Source organism: Saccharopolyspora mangrovi (genome assembly GCF_035320975.1).
In the GTDB taxonomy this organism is placed as follows: Bacteria; Actinomycetota; Actinomycetes; order Mycobacteriales; family Pseudonocardiaceae; genus Saccharopolyspora; species Saccharopolyspora mangrovi.
Genome location: NZ_JAWLNX010000011.1, coordinates 46,415 through 61,181, shown reverse-complemented (window position 1 = coordinate 61,181; position 14,767 = coordinate 46,415). Strand labels below are relative to the sequence as shown.

Annotated in this window: 15 protein-coding genes and 1 riboswitch; of the genes, 8 read left to right on the top strand and 7 right to left on the bottom strand. The window is 70.4% G+C overall.

Going from position 1 to position 14,767, the window contains the following annotated elements; translation table 11 throughout:
- The first annotated feature begins 33 nt into the window (after positions 1–33).
- Positions 34–145: riboswitch (TPP riboswitch) on the top strand.
- On the top strand, positions 136–1,461 hold the full coding sequence (locus tag R4I43_RS17140) for a purine-cytosine permease family protein (RefSeq protein ID WP_324266630.1): 1,326 nt from the start codon (positions 136–138) through the stop codon (positions 1,459–1,461). (Overlaps the previous riboswitch by 10 nt.)
- Positions 1,462–1,529: 68 nt before the next feature.
- Here R4I43_RS17140 and R4I43_RS17135 read toward each other — a convergent pair whose 3' ends face one another.
- The 3 genes from R4I43_RS17135 to R4I43_RS17125 form a co-directional block, all read right to left on the bottom strand.
- Positions 1,530–2,573 carry a family 2 encapsulin nanocompartment cargo protein polyprenyl transferase gene (locus R4I43_RS17135; protein WP_324266629.1) on the bottom strand — a complete coding sequence of 348 codons (1,044 nt, stop codon included), beginning with the start codon at positions 2,571–2,573 and terminating at the stop codon, positions 1,530–1,532.
- Positions 2,574–2,590: 17 nt separating this feature from the next.
- Positions 2,591–3,970, bottom strand: coding sequence for a family 2B encapsulin nanocompartment shell protein (locus tag R4I43_RS17130; protein WP_324266628.1), 1,380 nt, complete (start codon positions 3,968–3,970; stop codon positions 2,591–2,593).
- 61 nt (positions 3,971–4,031) lie between these two features.
- Entirely contained in the window at positions 4,032–5,444 is a 1,413-nt protein-coding gene (locus R4I43_RS17125; protein ID WP_324266627.1) for a family 2B encapsulin nanocompartment shell protein, read from the bottom strand.
- 551 nt (positions 5,445–5,995) lie between these two features.
- On the opposite strand from R4I43_RS17125, the gene R4I43_RS17120 reads away from it, so the two are divergent.
- From R4I43_RS17120 to R4I43_RS17100, 5 genes are all read left to right on the top strand, one after another.
- The gene (locus R4I43_RS17120; protein ID WP_324266626.1) at positions 5,996–6,274 is read left to right on the top strand and encodes a helix-turn-helix domain-containing protein; all 279 of its coding nucleotides are present in this window, start codon (positions 5,996–5,998) and stop codon (positions 6,272–6,274) included.
- A complete protein-coding gene (locus R4I43_RS17115; protein WP_324266625.1) occupies positions 6,271–6,603 on the top strand; it encodes a hypothetical protein in 333 nt (110 codons plus the stop codon). The genes R4I43_RS17120 and R4I43_RS17115 overlap by 4 nt, the downstream gene beginning before the upstream one ends.
- A complete protein-coding gene (locus tag R4I43_RS17110; RefSeq protein ID WP_324266624.1) occupies positions 6,522–7,040 on the top strand; it encodes a bestrophin-like domain in 519 nt (172 codons plus the stop codon). The genes R4I43_RS17115 and R4I43_RS17110 overlap by 82 nt, the downstream gene beginning before the upstream one ends.
- The gene (locus tag R4I43_RS17105) at positions 7,010–8,134 is read left to right on the top strand and encodes a DUF6923 family protein (RefSeq protein WP_324266623.1); all 1,125 of its coding nucleotides are present in this window, start codon (positions 7,010–7,012) and stop codon (positions 8,132–8,134) included. Before R4I43_RS17110 ends, R4I43_RS17105 begins: the two co-directional genes overlap by 31 nt.
- A 66-nt stretch (positions 8,135–8,200) precedes the next feature.
- Complete coding sequence (locus R4I43_RS17100; RefSeq protein WP_324266622.1) at positions 8,201–8,878, top strand: DUF998 domain-containing protein; 678 nt, start codon at positions 8,201–8,203, stop codon at positions 8,876–8,878.
- 35 nt (positions 8,879–8,913) lie between these two features.
- On the opposite strand, the gene R4I43_RS17095 is transcribed toward R4I43_RS17100, so the two are convergent.
- Positions 8,914–9,375, bottom strand: coding sequence for a PPOX class F420-dependent oxidoreductase (locus R4I43_RS17095; protein WP_407691264.1), 462 nt, complete (start codon positions 9,373–9,375; stop codon positions 8,914–8,916).
- Positions 9,376–9,456: 81 nt separating this feature from the next.
- The gene (locus R4I43_RS17090) at positions 9,457–10,665 is read right to left on the bottom strand and encodes an acetyl-CoA C-acetyltransferase (protein WP_324266621.1); all 1,209 of its coding nucleotides are present in this window, start codon (positions 10,663–10,665) and stop codon (positions 9,457–9,459) included.
- A gap of 194 nt (positions 10,666–10,859) precedes the next feature.
- On the opposite strand from R4I43_RS17090, the gene R4I43_RS17085 reads away from it, so the two are divergent.
- Complete coding sequence (locus R4I43_RS17085) at positions 10,860–12,386, top strand: 3-hydroxyacyl-CoA dehydrogenase (protein ID WP_324266620.1); 1,527 nt, start codon at positions 10,860–10,862, stop codon at positions 12,384–12,386.
- Between the two features lie 93 nt (positions 12,387–12,479).
- Here the strand turns inward: R4I43_RS17085 and R4I43_RS17080 are convergent, their stop codons facing one another.
- On the bottom strand, positions 12,480–12,956 hold the full coding sequence (locus R4I43_RS17080; RefSeq protein WP_324266619.1) for a MarR family winged helix-turn-helix transcriptional regulator: 477 nt from the start codon (positions 12,954–12,956) through the stop codon (positions 12,480–12,482).
- A gap of 157 nt (positions 12,957–13,113) precedes the next feature.
- Between R4I43_RS17080 and wrbA the strand changes: the two genes are divergently transcribed.
- Complete coding sequence (wrbA, locus tag R4I43_RS17075; protein WP_324266618.1) at positions 13,114–13,722, top strand: NAD(P)H:quinone oxidoreductase; 609 nt, start codon at positions 13,114–13,116, stop codon at positions 13,720–13,722.
- A gap of 139 nt (positions 13,723–13,861) precedes the next feature.
- Here wrbA and R4I43_RS17070 read toward each other — a convergent pair whose 3' ends face one another.
- A complete protein-coding gene (locus R4I43_RS17070) occupies positions 13,862–14,497 on the bottom strand; it encodes a 4'-phosphopantetheinyl transferase family protein (protein WP_324266617.1) in 636 nt (211 codons plus the stop codon).
- Positions 14,498–14,767: the final 270 nt, after the last annotated feature.

The window sequence follows — 14,767 nt, the reverse complement described above, 5'->3', positions numbered from 1 at the left end:
GCGCTTCACCCGATCGGGTAGGGTCCTGCCCGACTGAATCCACGCGGGAGCTCGGGCGCACCGGGCTGAGAGGGTGGCAACGCGCGCCACCGACCGCCGAACCTGTCCGGATAATGCCGGCGTAGGGAGCTGTTGATGGCGCTTGACGTCGAACGTTCCGAAGTTCCGAACACCCTGGACGAACCCGCGCCGAGAACGCTGGGAGTGCTCGACCAGGGCGCGTTCTGGGGCAACCTCGGCGTGAGCCTGCTGGGCTTCAGCGGAGCGCTCGCGGTGCTCGCACCGGCCGGAGTGCCGCAGCTGTCGTTCCTGGCAGCGGTGACCGCGACCATCGTGGGAACCGTGCTGGGCAGCCTCATGGTCGGCATCGCCGCCATCCCCGGGGCCCGCACCGGCGCGCCGGCGATGATGCTGCTGCGCGGCCTGTTCGGAACCCGCCTGTCCTACGTGCCGACGGTGCTCAACATCCTGCAGCTGGTCGGCTGGGGCACCTTCGAACTGCTGGTGATCGCCCAGGGCGCGGAGGCCCTGTTCGGCGGCGGACCGCAGTGGCTGTACGTGCTGATCGCCGGGGTGATCACCACCGGCCTGACGTTGCGGCCGCTCGGCGCGCTGCGGCTGCTGCGCCGCTACGTGAGCGTCGCCGTGCTCGTCGCGATGGTCTACTTCTTCGTGCAGCTGCTGCTCAAGCCGCTGCCGCCGATGCACGACGGGTCCTGGGAGGGCTTCTGGCCGGGTGCCGACGCGGCCCTGGCCGTGGCGGTGTCCTGGCTGCCGGTCGCCTCGGACTACTCGCGGCACTCCCGGTCGGCGCGCGGCGCGTTCACCGCCGCCACCGTCGGCTACTCGATCACCCAGATCGCCTGCTACCTGCTGGGCCTGCTCGGCCTGGCGCTGGTCGGCTTCGACGGCGACAAGGCCTTCGACCCGCTGCTGGCCGCTCCGCTGGGCGTGCTGTTCTTCGCGGTGCTGGTGCTGCGCGAGGTCGACCAGTCCTTCGCCGACACCTACTCGACCGCGGTGTCGATCCAGAACCTGCGTCCCAGCACCGACCGCCGCGTGCTGAGCCTGGTCGTCGGCGCGGTCAGCACGCTGGCGGCGCTGACGATGGACATCGAGCAGTTCTCCAACTTCCTGCTGCTGATCGGGTCGGTGTTCGTGCCGATGTTCGGCGTGCTGGCGGTGGACTACTTCTACAACGCCCGCAGCCGCGAGTGGGACGTCTCCGCCCAGGCCCCGTCGCGCTGGGGGATGCTCGTGGCCTGGCTGCTGGGCTTCGCGACGTTCCAGCTGATCAACCCCGGTGAACTCGGCTGGTGGACCGCGTTCTGGACCAGCGCCCGCGAAGCCGCCGGGTTCACCGTTCCCACCTGGATGAGCGCGGCCCTGACCTCCTTCCTCATCTCCGCGATCGCCGCGGGCGTCATCGGTCTGCTCACCCGGAACCGGCGCGACGCCTGAGGACCGGGGACGGCTCCAGCCGGGAGGGGCGAGAAGCGGCTGGAGCCGTCGTTTCCGGGCGCCGGGACTCAGTGGTCCCGGCGGGCAACCAGCTGAGCGAGGGCGGTCAGCGAATCCGCCGCCTCCTCGTCCGGGTCCGCCTTGCGCAGATCCGACAGCGCCGCGGCCAGGAGCTCGTCGGCTTGGGATTGGCTCCACGCCTTGCCACCCGCGAGCGTGACGAGTTCCGCGGCCTGGGCCAACTCGCCGCTGATCAGCGGTTGCTCGCGGTAGTAGAGCGCGGCCAGCCGCTGGCCCGCGCTGGTGCCGGAGGTCAGGGCCGAGACCACCGGCAGCGTCTTCTTGCGGGTCCGCAGATCGGAGAACACGGGCTTGCCGGTCATCGCCGGATCGCCCCAGATGCCCAGCAGGTCGTCGACGTGCTGGAACGCCAGCCCGAGACATTCCCCGAAGCTGCGCATCCTGGTGATCTGCTCCGGGGATCCGCCGCCGCTGAGCGCCCCGAGAGCGCACGCGCAGCCCAGCAGCGCCCCGGTCTTGTCGCGGGCCATCCGCTGGCACTCCGCGACGTCGACGTCGGCGCGGGTCTCGAACTCCAGGTCCGAGTTCTGCCCGTCGATGAGCCCGATCACCGCGCTGCTGAGCATCCGGACCGCGCTCGCCGCCTCCGGGTGCTGCGACGCGGCGAGCACGTCGGCCGCCAGCGCCAGCATCGCGTCACCGGCGAGGATCGCCGTGGAGTTGCCGAAAACAGTCCAGGCCGTCGGCCGATGTCGGCGCGTGACGTCGCCGTCCATCACGTCGTCGTGCAGCAGCGAGAAGTTGTGCACCAGCTCCACCGCCACCGCCGCCGGAACCGCGTCTGCCGGATCGCCGCCGACCGCCGAGGCGCTGAGCAGCACCATCGCCGGCCGCAACGCCTTGCCGCGGTCGGCCCGCACCGGGTTGCCGTGCTCGTCGAACCAGCCCAGGTGGTAACCGGCGACCTTGCGCATCCGGTCCGGGAGCCGGTCCACCGCCGCTCGCAACGCCGGCTCGACCATGGTCCGGCTGCTGGTCAGCGCCTCGAAGGCCTGACCGGCCCGGTTCGCGTCCTGCTGCATCGTGGTCATCTGCGGATTCCCTTCGCTCAGCGGGTGATTTCGACGTTCTCCAGGACGCCGAGCGCGTCCGGGACCAGCACGGCGGCCGAGTAGTAGGCGCTGACCAGGTAGGAGATCACCGCCTGCTCGTTGATCCCCGAGAACCGCACCGAAATCCCGGCTTCGTGCTCCTCGGAGATGCCGGTCTGGCGCAGTCCGACCACGCCGTGGTCGTCCTCGCCGGTGCGCATGCACAGGATCGAGGTGGTGCCCTTGCCGCTGATCGGGATCTTGTCGGTGGGCAGGATCGGAACGCCCCGCCAGGCCTGGACGACCTGGCCGCCCACCGCAGTGGTCTGCGGGTACACGCCCCGGCGGTTGCACTCCCGGCCGAACGCGGCGATCGCCCTCGGATGCCCCAGGAAGAACCGCGATTTGCGCCGCCGCGACAGCAGTTCGTCGAGGTCCTCCGGCGTCGGCGGCCCGGTGCGGGTGTGCAGGCGCTGCTGCAGGTCGGCGTTGTGCAGCAGGCCGAAGTCGCGGTTGGTGAGCAGCTCGCGCTCCTGGCGCTCGCGCAGGGCTTCGATGGTGAGCCGGAGCTGCTGCTCGGTCTGGTTCATCGGCTGGTTGTAGAGGTCGGCGACGCGGCTGTGCACCCGCAGCACGGTTTGCGCGACGCTGAGCTCGTACTCGCGCGGTTCGAGCTCGTAATCCACGAACGCGCCCGGCAGCGCGACTTCGCCGGAATGCCCTGAGGCCAGCGCGATGTCGGCCTCGCCGCGCTTGTTGGTCGCGGGCGCGGGGGAGGCGTACTCGGCGGCCACGTGCGCGCGCAGCTCGTCGAACTGCCTGGTGACCTCGTGCAGGCCCGCACGACCGAGCGCGAGCACGATGCACGGCGTGACGGCTCGGTAGGTGCTGTCCCACGTGGACTGCGCGGTCGCCAGCACCTGCGAGCCGAAGAAGGCACCACCGGCCAGGGTATCGGTGACGGTGTCCTCGCCGTACTCGCCCGCGCGGATCTTGTCGACCTTGCCGTGCGCGATCAGCACCACCTCGGTGGCCGGTTCGCCGGCGACCGAGATCAGCTGGCCGGGCTCGTAGTGCCGCTGCACGAACCGGTCGGCGAGCGCGGTCAGCGCCGAGTCGTCGTCGAACCCGCGCAGCAGCGGCAGCTCGGTGAGCTCCCGGGGGATGACGCGCACGGCGTCGCCGGTGTTGGTGAAGGTGATCCGGCCGTCACCGGAGGTGTAGGTCAGCCGCCGGTTGACCCGGTAGGCGCCTGCGTCGACGTCGACCCACGGCAGCATCGTCAGCAACCACCGCGATGTCCTGCCCTGCATCTGCGGCTGCGTCTTGGTGGTGGTGGAGAGCCTGCGCGCAGCCTCGGTGCTCAGGCTCAGCGCCGATTGCTCGGTCGCGGTCAAGGTGGTTCAACTCCTCTGGTCGGGAAGAGGAGCGGGCCGGCCCTGCGACCGGCCCGCCTGCTCAGCTCTCGCGGCCCACTTCGACGTGCTCGAGCACGCCGAGCGCGTCGGGGACCAGCACCGCGGCCGAGTAGTAGGCGCTGACCAGGTAGGAGATGACCGCCTGCTCGTTGATGCCCATGAACCGCACCGACAGACCCGGCCGGTACTCGTCGGGCAGGCCGGTCTGGTGCAGGCCGACCACGCCCTGGTTCTGCTCGCCGAGCCGCATCAGCATCACCGAGCTGGTGCGCTTGTCGCTGACGTGCAACTTGTCGCACGGCAAGATCGGCACCCCGCGCCACGCCGGGACCTGGTGCCCGCCGAGATCGATGCTCTGCGGGTACAAGCCGCGCTTGCTGCACTCCCGGCCGAACGCGGCGATGGTGCGCGGATGCGCCAGGAAGCAGCCCGGTTCCTTCCACACCAGCGTCAGCAGCTCGTCGAGGTCGTCCGGGGTGGGCGGGCCCGTCCTGGTGGGGATGCGCTGCCGCAGGTCGGCGTTGTGCAGCAGGCCGAACTCCCGGTTGTTGACCAGCTCCTCCTCCTGGCGTTCGCGCAACGCCTCGATGGTGAGCCGGAGCTGCTGCTCGGTCTGGTTCATCGGCTGGTTGTAGAGGTCGGCGACGCGGCTGTGCACCCGCAGCACGGTCTGGGCGACGCTGAGCTCGTACTCGCGCGGCTTGAGCTCGTAGTCGACGAAGGTGCCGGTCAGCGACGGCTCGCCGGAATGCCCGGAGGCGATGTCGATGTCGGCCTCGCCGTGCGGGTTGTGCGGGCGGCTCGGCCCGGCCAGCGCCTGCCGGACGTGCTCGCGCAGCGATTCCGAGGAACCGTTGAGCTCCTGGAACGTCCGCTGGCCCAGGGACAGCACGGTGCAGGGCGTCACCGCCTTGTAGCTGGCGTCCCACTCACCGGCCTCGCCGGCCAGCACCTGCGCGCCGAAGTACTGGCCGTCGGCGAGCACCTCCAGCACGGTCTGGTCGCCGTACTCACCGGTGCCGATCTTGTTGACCTTGCCGTGGGCGATGAGCACCACTTCCTCGGCGGGGTCACCGGAACTCGCGATCACCTCGCCCGGCTCGAACTGGCGCTGCACGAACCGGTCCGCCAGCGCGCGCAACGCCGCCTCGTCGTCGAATCCGCGCAGCAGCGGGAGTTCTTGCAGTTCCTGGGGGATGACGCGGACGTCGGCACCGGTGTTGCTGAAGGTGATCCGGCCGTCCCCGAGCGTGTAGCTCAGCCGCCGGTTCACCCGGTACACGCCACCGGCCGCCTGCACCCACGGCAGCATCCGCAGAAGCCATCGCGAGGTGATGCCCTGCATCTGCGGGACCGACTTGGTCGTGGTCGCCAGGTTGCGGGCTGCGGCCGTGCTCAGGCTCAGCTGCGGGGATTCGGTGTCGACGGGGCTGGTCGGATCGGTCGCAGTCACGACAGAAATACCACCAATCTTAGTGCTGAAAAATCATCGAGCGGGGAACTCGGAGCAGGGTGGATAAAGGCGAACCGACGATTGTCGTCGCGGAATTGGAAAGGGGTGGAAGGAATTGTTGACCGCGCGGGATCGGCGGAGTTGGTGTTGCTTCCGAACGGAACGCTAGCACCGGGTGGTGGGGCCGTACAGTCACCCGAAAGTGCTGAACGGGGCAATACGCGGTGGTCAGCGCGGCGGAGCTCCGTGATCACCTGGTCTTCCCACTGTGTGACGCAGCGTGGTGTGAAACGTCTTTCACGTCCGGATTTTCCGGATCTCGATCAGTCTGGCGGCGCAATGCGGAGCTGTGGTAACGGCGGTTGTTGCTCCATCGGGGCGACGTGGATGTGAACTCGAATTCCACGAATCGGGTTATCCATTTCCGATGGATCTCCGGAGTATTGTTCGGGAAGTGGTTCCGCCGGGCGTTTCCAGATTCGATCGGGATCTGTGAAGGCCCATCAGGGTCGGCGAACCGGTCAGCTGTTTTCTCCAGGAGGCGATTTCGCGTGAAGTGGAACTTGCGGTTGGTCGCGGCGCAGCGCGGTATCTGGAAGGCCACCGACCTGCAGCGGAGATTCGCCGAGCACGGGCTGGTGATCTCCGCAGGGAAGATGTCCGGCCTGTGGTCGAAGACCCCCGCCAGCCTGAAGCTGGAAGACCTCGACGTCATCTGCCAGGTGCTCGGCTGCGACGTCGGCGACCTGCTCGAACCGGAGGCGCCACGGGTGCCGGCGCCACGACTACCCGACGCCGCCTGTGAAGCCCCCGCCGGAGTCGCCGAGTGATCCTGGTCCTGGCTGGAACGCTCTGGGGGCTGGGGGCTTCGGCCGGTGCGGCGCTGATCGGTTACCCGGTGCGCCGGATCGGCCAGGACGAGGGCAGGTCCAGCAACAACGACGCCGCCGGGCAGGTCTTCACCATCATCAGCGGTCTGCAGGCCGTGGTCCTGGCGTTCGTGCTGGTCACGCTGTTCGACGCGGTCGGCGAGACGCGCCAGGGCGCCTACACCGAAGCGCAGGATACCTGGTCGCGGTGTCCTGGGCGATGGAGTCGCTGCCCGCAGCGGCCTCCGCGGAGGTCCGGGCGCACAGCCGGTCCTACCTCGACACCGTGATCCGCACCGAGTGGCCGGCGATGCGGCGCAGCGAGCCGGTCGGCGGACCGGGCTGGCACCGGCTCGACCAGATCCGGGCGGCGGTGGTCGATGCGCAGGGCGACGGCGAGTTCCAAGAAGACCGCAAGTCCGAGGCCCTGGACAAGCTCAAGGAGGTCTACTCCGAGCGGCACGAGCGCCTCACCCGCGCCTTCGATCGAGGAGTGGTGGCGGTGGTGTGGTTCGTGCTCATCGTCGGCAGCCTGGTGTGCGTGCTGCTGCCGAACCTCTTCGGCGGAACCAGGTTGTTCCCGCACATCGTGCTGGTGTCCACATTGGCCGGTGCGCTGGCGTTGCTGCTGTTCGCGATCTTCCAGCTGCAGAACCCGTTCAGCGGCGGGTCCAGGATCGAACCGGAGGCCTTCCAGTGGGCGCTGGACCGCCTCGGGCGGGGCTAGCGGTCGTCCTCGCACTGCTGGCGTCGGTGGTGTGCCCGGTGGCGCAGGCCGCTCCGGGGTGCGAGGTCGTGCAGGTGCGCACCACCGGTACGACATCGGTGCTGCACCGGGTGCGCCTGCCCGACTTCGTCGACACGCAGGTCGGGGTGCTGCCGCACCGCATGAACGCGATCGGCTACTCGACGGCGCAGGGCGGGGCCTACGGAATCGCGGAGGGCTTCGCCGACGGCGGTCACGTGGTGGCGCTGCGGCCGACCGACCCACCGCTGGACCTCGGGCCGGTGATCGCCGGACGCGCCGACACCCGGTGGAACCCCCTCGAACACCCCACGGCCGGCGCGATCCGCGGAAACCGCTGGTACGTCCTCGAAGACGACTACCTGTACACAGTGGACGTCGACCCGAGCAGCCCGACGTTCCGGCACGTGCTGTCCTCGATCGCGCTGGAGCAGCGGCACGGGCCCTTCTCCGTGGACGACTTCGACATCGGCCCGGACGGGCTGCTGCGCGGGGTCGCCCAGAACTACGCGGGGATCCCGGCCGTGGTGCGGCTCGACCAGCGGACCGGCGTCGTCGAACCCGTGTCGTGGCTGCCGACCCTGCTGCCGGACAGCTACGGATCGGTCGTGACCGCCGGCGACGGCGCGCTCCACATCACGGCCAACCGCAGCGGCGGGGTCTACCGGATCAGCAGGGGAGGGGAGTTGGACGAGCTGGCCGACCTGCCGGGGATGTCCAGCTCCGACGCCACCGGCTGCCTGCGGAAACCGCCGTCGCCCGCACCACTGCCCCCCGAACCGCCTTCGCCGCCACCCACGTCGCCGCCCTCGACCACGCCACCCCCACCGCCCTCGGCGACCGCCGAGCAAACGCCGACCCCGCCGCGACCGACCCCCACCCGCACGCCGGCACCGCCACCACCGGCCGAAGAACCGAGCGAATCACCCGAAACCACCACTCCCACTTCTTCCTCCGAGGAACCCGACGCCGAGGAAACCGGGCACACCACGGAGGAGAAGCGTCGCTGGGCGCTGGCCGGACTCGTGCTGCTGATCGGCGGCGGTGCGGCCGTCCGCAGACTGGGACGCGGCTGACCGCGGAAGTGGCGCTGGTTACGACCGTGACATCAGCCGATGACACGTGCGGCTAGGCTGCCGCGCATGTTGCAGGCTCGCGATGAACGGACGCTGCTCCGCTGCGGAACCGCGGGAGCGGTGCTGTTCGTGGCGGCGTTCCTGGTCATAGGTTCCCTGCGGTCGGGGTACGACCCGCTGCGCCACCCGGTGAGCTCGCTGGCCATCGGCTCGCTCGGCTGGACGCAGGCGGTGAACTTCTGCATCAGCGGTGTGCTCGTCACCAGCTTCGCCTTCGGCGTGCGGTCCGTGCTGCTGCGATTAGGCGGCGATTGGTGGATTCCCGGTCTGATCATCGCCATCGGCGTCGGGCTCATCGGCGCCGGCTTCTTCACCACCGACCCGGTCGGCGGCTACCCGGCCGGTGAGGAGTTCGAGGTCACCGCGACGGGAGTGCTCCACCAGGTGTTCTCCGCGGGCGTGTTCCTGGGCTTGCCCGCCGCGAGCGGGCTGCTCGGCCGCCTGTTCTGGTCCACGAAGCACCCGTGGTGGGCCGCCTACTGCTTCGTCACCGCCGTGATCTTCCTCGTCGGACTCGTGCTGTCCGTGCTCGGATTCGCCCAGGTCCCCGACTTCCAGCCCCACGCGGGGCTCTACCAGCGCATCGCCCTGTGCGTCGGATTCGGCTGGTTGCTGCTGATCTCGCTGTTCCTGCGGAGCGCCCGCTTCTCCCGGGCCTTCAGCGTCCGCGTCCGCACCGCCTGACGCCCCGCCCCGGAGCGGGACGTCAGGCCGCGCAGTCAGTCCTGAGCCAGGCGAGCCGGGAAACCGCCGGTGGCGATCGGACCCCATCGCTCGATGGTGATCCGGAGCAGCGACTTGTCCTGGTGGACCATCGCCTCCCGGTACTCGTCCCAGTCCGGGTGCTCGCCGGAGATGCACCGGAAGTACTCGACGAGACCGTCCAGCGCGTCGGGCATGTCCAGCACCTCGGCGGTGCCGTCGACCTGCACCCACGGGCCGTTCCACTCGTCGGAGACCACGCACACCGACGCCTGCGGGTTGCGGCGGAGGTTGCGCGTCTTGGCTCGTTCCGGGTAGGTCGAGATGACCAACCGGCCCTCGGTGTCCACCCCGCAGGTCAGCGGAGACATCTGCGGCCGCCCGTCGGCCCGGCTGGTGAGCAGGATTGCCTTGTGCCTCGGCCGCAGGAACTCCAGCAGCGCTTCGCGGTCGACCTTGTCAGCGGTGGCGATCGCCATGAACAGCTCCTCGAAACAGATCGCTGAGAACGCCGTTCAGCCTAATCGCCGCCGCCGACAGCCGCCTTCCTCCACTGTGGACTAAACCCGCTCGAAGACGGCCGCGAGGCCCTGGCCACCTCCGATGCACATGGTCTCCAGCCCGTAGCGAGCCTCCCGGCGTTGCATCTCGCGGGAGAGCGTCGCGAGGATCCGGCCGCCGGTGGCGCCCACCGGGTGCCCGAGGGAGATGCCGGAGCCGTTGACGTTGAGCCGGTCGAAGTCGGCGGGCTTGAACTCCCACTCGCGGGTGCAGGCCAGCACCTGCGCGGCGAACGCCTCGTTGAGCTCGATCAGGTCCACATCGGCCAGGTCGATCCCGGCACGCTGCAGCGCCTTGGCCGTCGCGGGGACCGGACCGATGCCCATCGTGCGCGGCGGCACGCCCGCCCGCGCCCACGACACCAGCTTCACCAGCGGGCGAAGCCCCAGCTCAGCGGCCTTCTCCGGGGTCGTGACCACGCAGATCGCGGCCGCGTCGTTCTGGCCGCTGGCGTTGCCCGCCGTCACCGTCGCCTCGGGGTCGTTCTTGCCCAGCACCGGCTTGAGCCCGGCGAGCTGCTCGAGGGTGGTGTCCGGACGCGGGTGCTCGTCGGCGTCGATGACGACGTCGCCCTTGCGGGAGCGCACCGTCACCGGCACCAGCTCGTCGTCGAACCGGCCGGCCTGCTGGGCCTCGGCGGCGCGTTGCTGCGAGCGCAGCGCGAGCTCGTCCTGCTCCTCGCGCGGGATGCCGTACTCGCGGCGCAGGTTCTCGGCGGTTTCCAGCATGCCGCCCGGAACCGGGTGGTTCTTCCCGCCGGCGGTCGTGCGGCCCCGGGCCAGCGAGTCGTGCAGCTCCAGCCCGCTGCCGCGAATGCCCCAGCGGGCCTCGGTGGTGTAGAAGGGCGCGCTGCTCATGGCCTCGGCGCCACCGGCCAGCACCACGTCGCTGACCCCGGTCTGCACCTGCATCGCCGCGTCGACCACGGCCTGCAGGCCCGAGCCGCAGCGCCGGTCGATCTGGGTGCCGCCGACCTCCACCGGCAGCCCGGCGTCGAGCGCGGCGACCCGGCCGATCGCGGGGGCGTCGGAGGTGGGGTAGCAGTGGCCGAGGACGACCTCGTCGATCGCCTCCCCGGGCAAGCCCGTGCGCTCCAGCAGCCCCCTGATCGCCGTCGCGGCGAGCTCCACCGCCGACACCGTCTTGAACACCCCGCCGAACCGGCCGATCGGGGTCCGCAGCGGCTCGCAGATCACCGCTTCGCGCATCGCTTGCTCCTTCGCGTTGGCACGCCGCCGTTTCCGGCGTCGTCCTTTCGTTGGTAGCACAGCACCCGCGCGGATCGTAAGCAGCGGAGATTATGTCGAGTCGCGTCTCACTGGTACCGCAATTCGGTATTGGACGCTCTCGGCGAGGCGTGCGAAGCTGACCGGAATCGGCGTCGTCAACGGAGGAGTCGACCATGCTGCCGGGCGAGTGGGCGGAACGCGTGAACACCGTGCGGGTGATCGGCACCGGCGTCATGGGACGGGGCATCGCCCAGATCTGCGCGGCGGCGGGCATCACCGTGCAACTCGCCGACGCCCGCCACGAGGCCGTGGAATCCGCGGTCGCCGAGATCGGCCGGATGTACCACAAGCTCGCCGGCAAGGGCCGGATGAGCGCCGAGCAGGCCGAGGCCGCGACCGGCCGTCTCGTCCCGCTCTCCGACCCGCTGGACCCCGCGGACTGCGACCTGGTCGTCGAGGCCGTTCGCGAAGACCTCGACACCAAGCGCGAGCTGTTCGCCGGTCTGGAGCGCGCCTTGCCGCAGCGCACCGTCTTCGCCACCAACACCAGCTCGCTGCAGGTCACCTCGATCGCCACCGCGCTGCAGGACCCGAGCCGCCTGGCCGGCCTGCACTTCTTCAACCCGGTGCCGCTGATGCGGCTGGTCGAGGTCATCCCCGGGGCCCGCACGGCCGCGGACCTGCCCGACGCGCTCACCGAGCTGGTCCGCAGGCTCGGCCACACGCCGGTGCGGGCCACCGACACCCCCGGGTTCCTGGTCAACCACGCCGGACGCGGGCTGATCACCGAAGCGCTGCAGATCCTCGCCGAGGACCTGGCCCTGCCCGAGGACGTCGACCGCATCGCGCGCGACGTGCTCGGGCTGCGGATGGGGCCGTTCGAGCTGATGGACCTCACCGCGCTGGACGTCACGCACCCGGCGATGGAGAGCATCTTCAGCGGCTACTACGGCGACCCCCGGCTGCGTCCGTCGCCGATCACCCGCTCCCGCCTGGAGGCCGGACTGCTGGGGCGCAAGACGGGGGAGGGCTTCTACCGCTACGAGGACGGCGTCAAGCAGGAACGCCCCGAACCGGCGGCACCCGAACCGACCGGCAGGCCCGTGTGGTCCGACGACGCCGCGCTGCTCGACGCGCTGGCCGAGGTCGGCAGCCCGGTCGAGCGCGGGGAGGAACCGAGCTCGGCGGCGATCGTGCTGCTCACGCCGCACGGCCACAGCGCGGCCTCGGCGGCGCTGTCGGCGCGCCTGCCCGCCCAGCAGGTCTGCGGCGTCGATCCGCTGAGCAACGCCACGCGCTGCACGCTGACCGTGCACCCGGCCACCGACCGCGACATGGCCCGCGCGGCCTGGGCGGCGCTGGCCGCCACCGGGCGCGCGGTGACCATCGTGCGCGACGGCCCGGGGATGATCGCCCAGCGGCTGCTCGCCTCGATCGTCAACACCAGCTGCTTCATCGCCGAGCAGCGCTTGGCCACGCCCGAGGACATCGACACCGCCGTGCGCCTGGCGCTGGGCTACCCGAGCGGCCCGCTGGAATGGGGGCAGCAGGTGGGCCCGCGCCGGGTGCTGACGATCCTGCGCTCGCTGCACTCGGCCACTGGCGACCCTCGGTACCGGCCCAGCCGCTGGCTGGTCGAACGCGCCGACCTCGGCCTGCCGCTGAACGAAACCGGCACCGCGGTCGCCGACGTGCTCTGAGCCCTGGTCAGGGTGCCGCGGCACCCTGACCAGGCGCGGGGCTCGGCTCGCACCGCCTCGGCTCCGCCGAACCGAGTGCGTGCTGAGCGGCTCTCACTCCTGCGGGGAGTTGGCCTCGCGCAGCGTGCGCATGGCCTGGGCGAGGGCGAGGGAATCGGACTTGCCCAGCGGGGTCAGCACGTGGTCGCGCAGGACTTGGGCACAGGTCTGGCGGGCGCGGCTGGCCACGTCCAAGCCGTGATCGGTCAGTTCTGCGTAGGTCACCCGCCGGTCGGTCTCGCTGGGCACGCGGCGGATCAGGTCCGCTTTGGCCAGCCGGTCGGCGACCTTGGTGAACCCACCGCTGCTCAGCGCCGCTTCCCGCGCGAGCTTGGTCATCGGCATCCGGTTGTCGGGCGAGCGCACCAGCCGGATCAGGATGTCGAACGAGGCCATCGGCAGCCCGTACCCATCCATGATCGCGGTCGCGAGCTTGTCGGCCGTGACGTGGTAGCCCTCGATGACCAGGCCCCACCAGGTGACGATCTCGTCGTCGTCGACGGCACTGTCCGGACTGATCGCCTCGCTCAACGCAACGCTCCTTCACTGCGGGTCGTGGAGATCCATACTACATGAAAGACATTTTCCAGAAAGTCGCTTGCGCGGAAGACATTCTTCGGATTACTGTCTTCCGCGTAAGAGACCGGCCGGTTCGGATGATCCGCTGCGTGAACAGGAGTTTCGGGTCGTGAGCAACGTGAAGGTCAGCGTCATCTACTACTCGTCCACCGGAATCGGTGCTGAAATCGCCAACACCCTGGTCGCCGAGGCCGAGGCTGCGGGCGCCGAAGTGCGGCTGCGCCGGGTGCCGGAACTGGCCCCCGACGCTGCGATCGACGCCAACCCCGCCTGGCGCGCCAACGTCGAGGCCACCCGCTCGGTCCCCGAGGCCACCGCCGCCGACGCGGTGTGGGCCGACGCGGTGATCTTCGGTTCGCCGACCCGCTTCGGCAACATCGCCGCCCAGCTCAAGCAGTACATCGACACCCTCGGCGGCCAGTGGGCCCAGGGCCAGCTCGCCGACAAGGTCTACAGCGGCTTCACCTCCAGTTCCACCGCCCACGGCGGTCAGGAGTCCACGCTGCTCGCGCTGTACAACACCATCCACCACTTCGGCGGCATCGTGGTCGCGCCGGGCTACACCGACGCCAGCAAGTTCGTCGACGGCAACCCCTACGGCACCAGCCACGTCGACGCTCAGGGCGAGAACAAGGTCGACGACGTCACCCGCGCCGCAGCCGCGGTGCAGGCGCGCCGCGTGGTCGAGGTCGCCCGCGCCCTCAAGAACCGGGCGTGAGGCTCCCAGTCCATTGCGAGGGGGGAGTGGAGGGCGCCTTCCTGCCGCCAGGTGTTTCCGCTGATGCCCGCGCCGAGCGATTCCTCGAGGGGGAACGAACGTGCGCCGGGTCGGCGGGAGGCGGGGAGGCGTCCTCCACCTATTCCGGCAACGCGACGGCGGAGAGCACCAGCCCGTCGCGAGCCATCCAGCGCCCGGTGAAGCCCGTCAGCCCACCCGCGCTCTTGTGCAGCCGCGCGGTGAAGGTCCCCGCGCCGAACTCCAGCTCCGCGTCCTCGAAACCCAGCCACTCGCCGGTGACCGGGTACCACGTCTTGTAGACCGATTCCTTGCAGCTGAACAGGACCCGGTCCCAACGCGTGCCCGGCTCGCGCGCGGTCAGCTCGGCGATGTGCTCGCGCTCCTCAGGACGGGACACCACCTCGAGCACGCCGTCCGGCAGCGGTTGGTGCTCCTCGGCATCGATGCCCACCGAACGCACCTCGCGGCTGAACCCCACTGCCGCGCCCCGATAACCAGCGCAGTGGGTGATGCTGCCGACCAGGCCCGAGGGCCATTGCGGTGCGCCGCGCTCGCCGCGCAGCAGCGGCACCGGCTCGACTCCCAGCGCCCGCATCGCCCGGTGCGCGCACCAGCGGCCGCTGGTGAACTCCCGGCGCCGCTTGGCGACCGCCTTCGCGATCGCTGCCGCTTCGGCGTCGAACAGCTCGGCCCCGGGCGGGTCGTCGAAGGTCTCGGCGGTGGCCACCCCGGCTGGCAGAAGCTCCTCGATCACCCCCACAACCTAGCCCACCCGGTCTCTGACCAGGGTGTACGGCTCCCGATCCCATTCCGTGGAGCGCCGTTTACACCCGGTGCCGGCCGGGCTAGCGTCATCGCCATGATCCCGTCGGTGCCGCTGACGATCCGGGGCTACGTGGACTTCTCCCGCGTGTCCTCGGCGCTGTGTCGCGCCTGACCTCTTCTCCACCGCCTTCTCCCCGCACCGCCGTGCCCTCTTCTGGCCGGTGGTCGCCGCCGCATGTCCGCCCACGCTCGTGGAGCC

Coding starts and splice junctions, on each gene's coding strand:
- R4I43_RS17135 (WP_324266629.1), bottom strand. CDS start 2,573: ATGACCACGATGCAGCAGGACGCGAACCGGGCCGGTCAGGCCTTCGAG.
- R4I43_RS17100 (WP_324266622.1), top strand. CDS start 8,201: ATGTTGCAGGCTCGCGATGAACGGACGCTGCTCCGCTGCGGAACCGCG.
- R4I43_RS17095 (WP_407691264.1), bottom strand. CDS start 9,375: ATGGCGATCGCCACCGCTGACAAGGTCGACCGCGAAGCGCTGCTGGAG.
- R4I43_RS17090 (WP_324266621.1), bottom strand. CDS start 10,665: ATGCGCGAAGCGGTGATCTGCGAGCCGCTGCGGACCCCGATCGGCCGG.
- R4I43_RS17085 (WP_324266620.1), top strand. CDS start 10,860: ATGCTGCCGGGCGAGTGGGCGGAACGCGTGAACACCGTGCGGGTGATC.
- R4I43_RS17140 (WP_324266630.1), top strand. CDS start 136: ATGGCGCTTGACGTCGAACGTTCCGAAGTTCCGAACACCCTGGACGAA.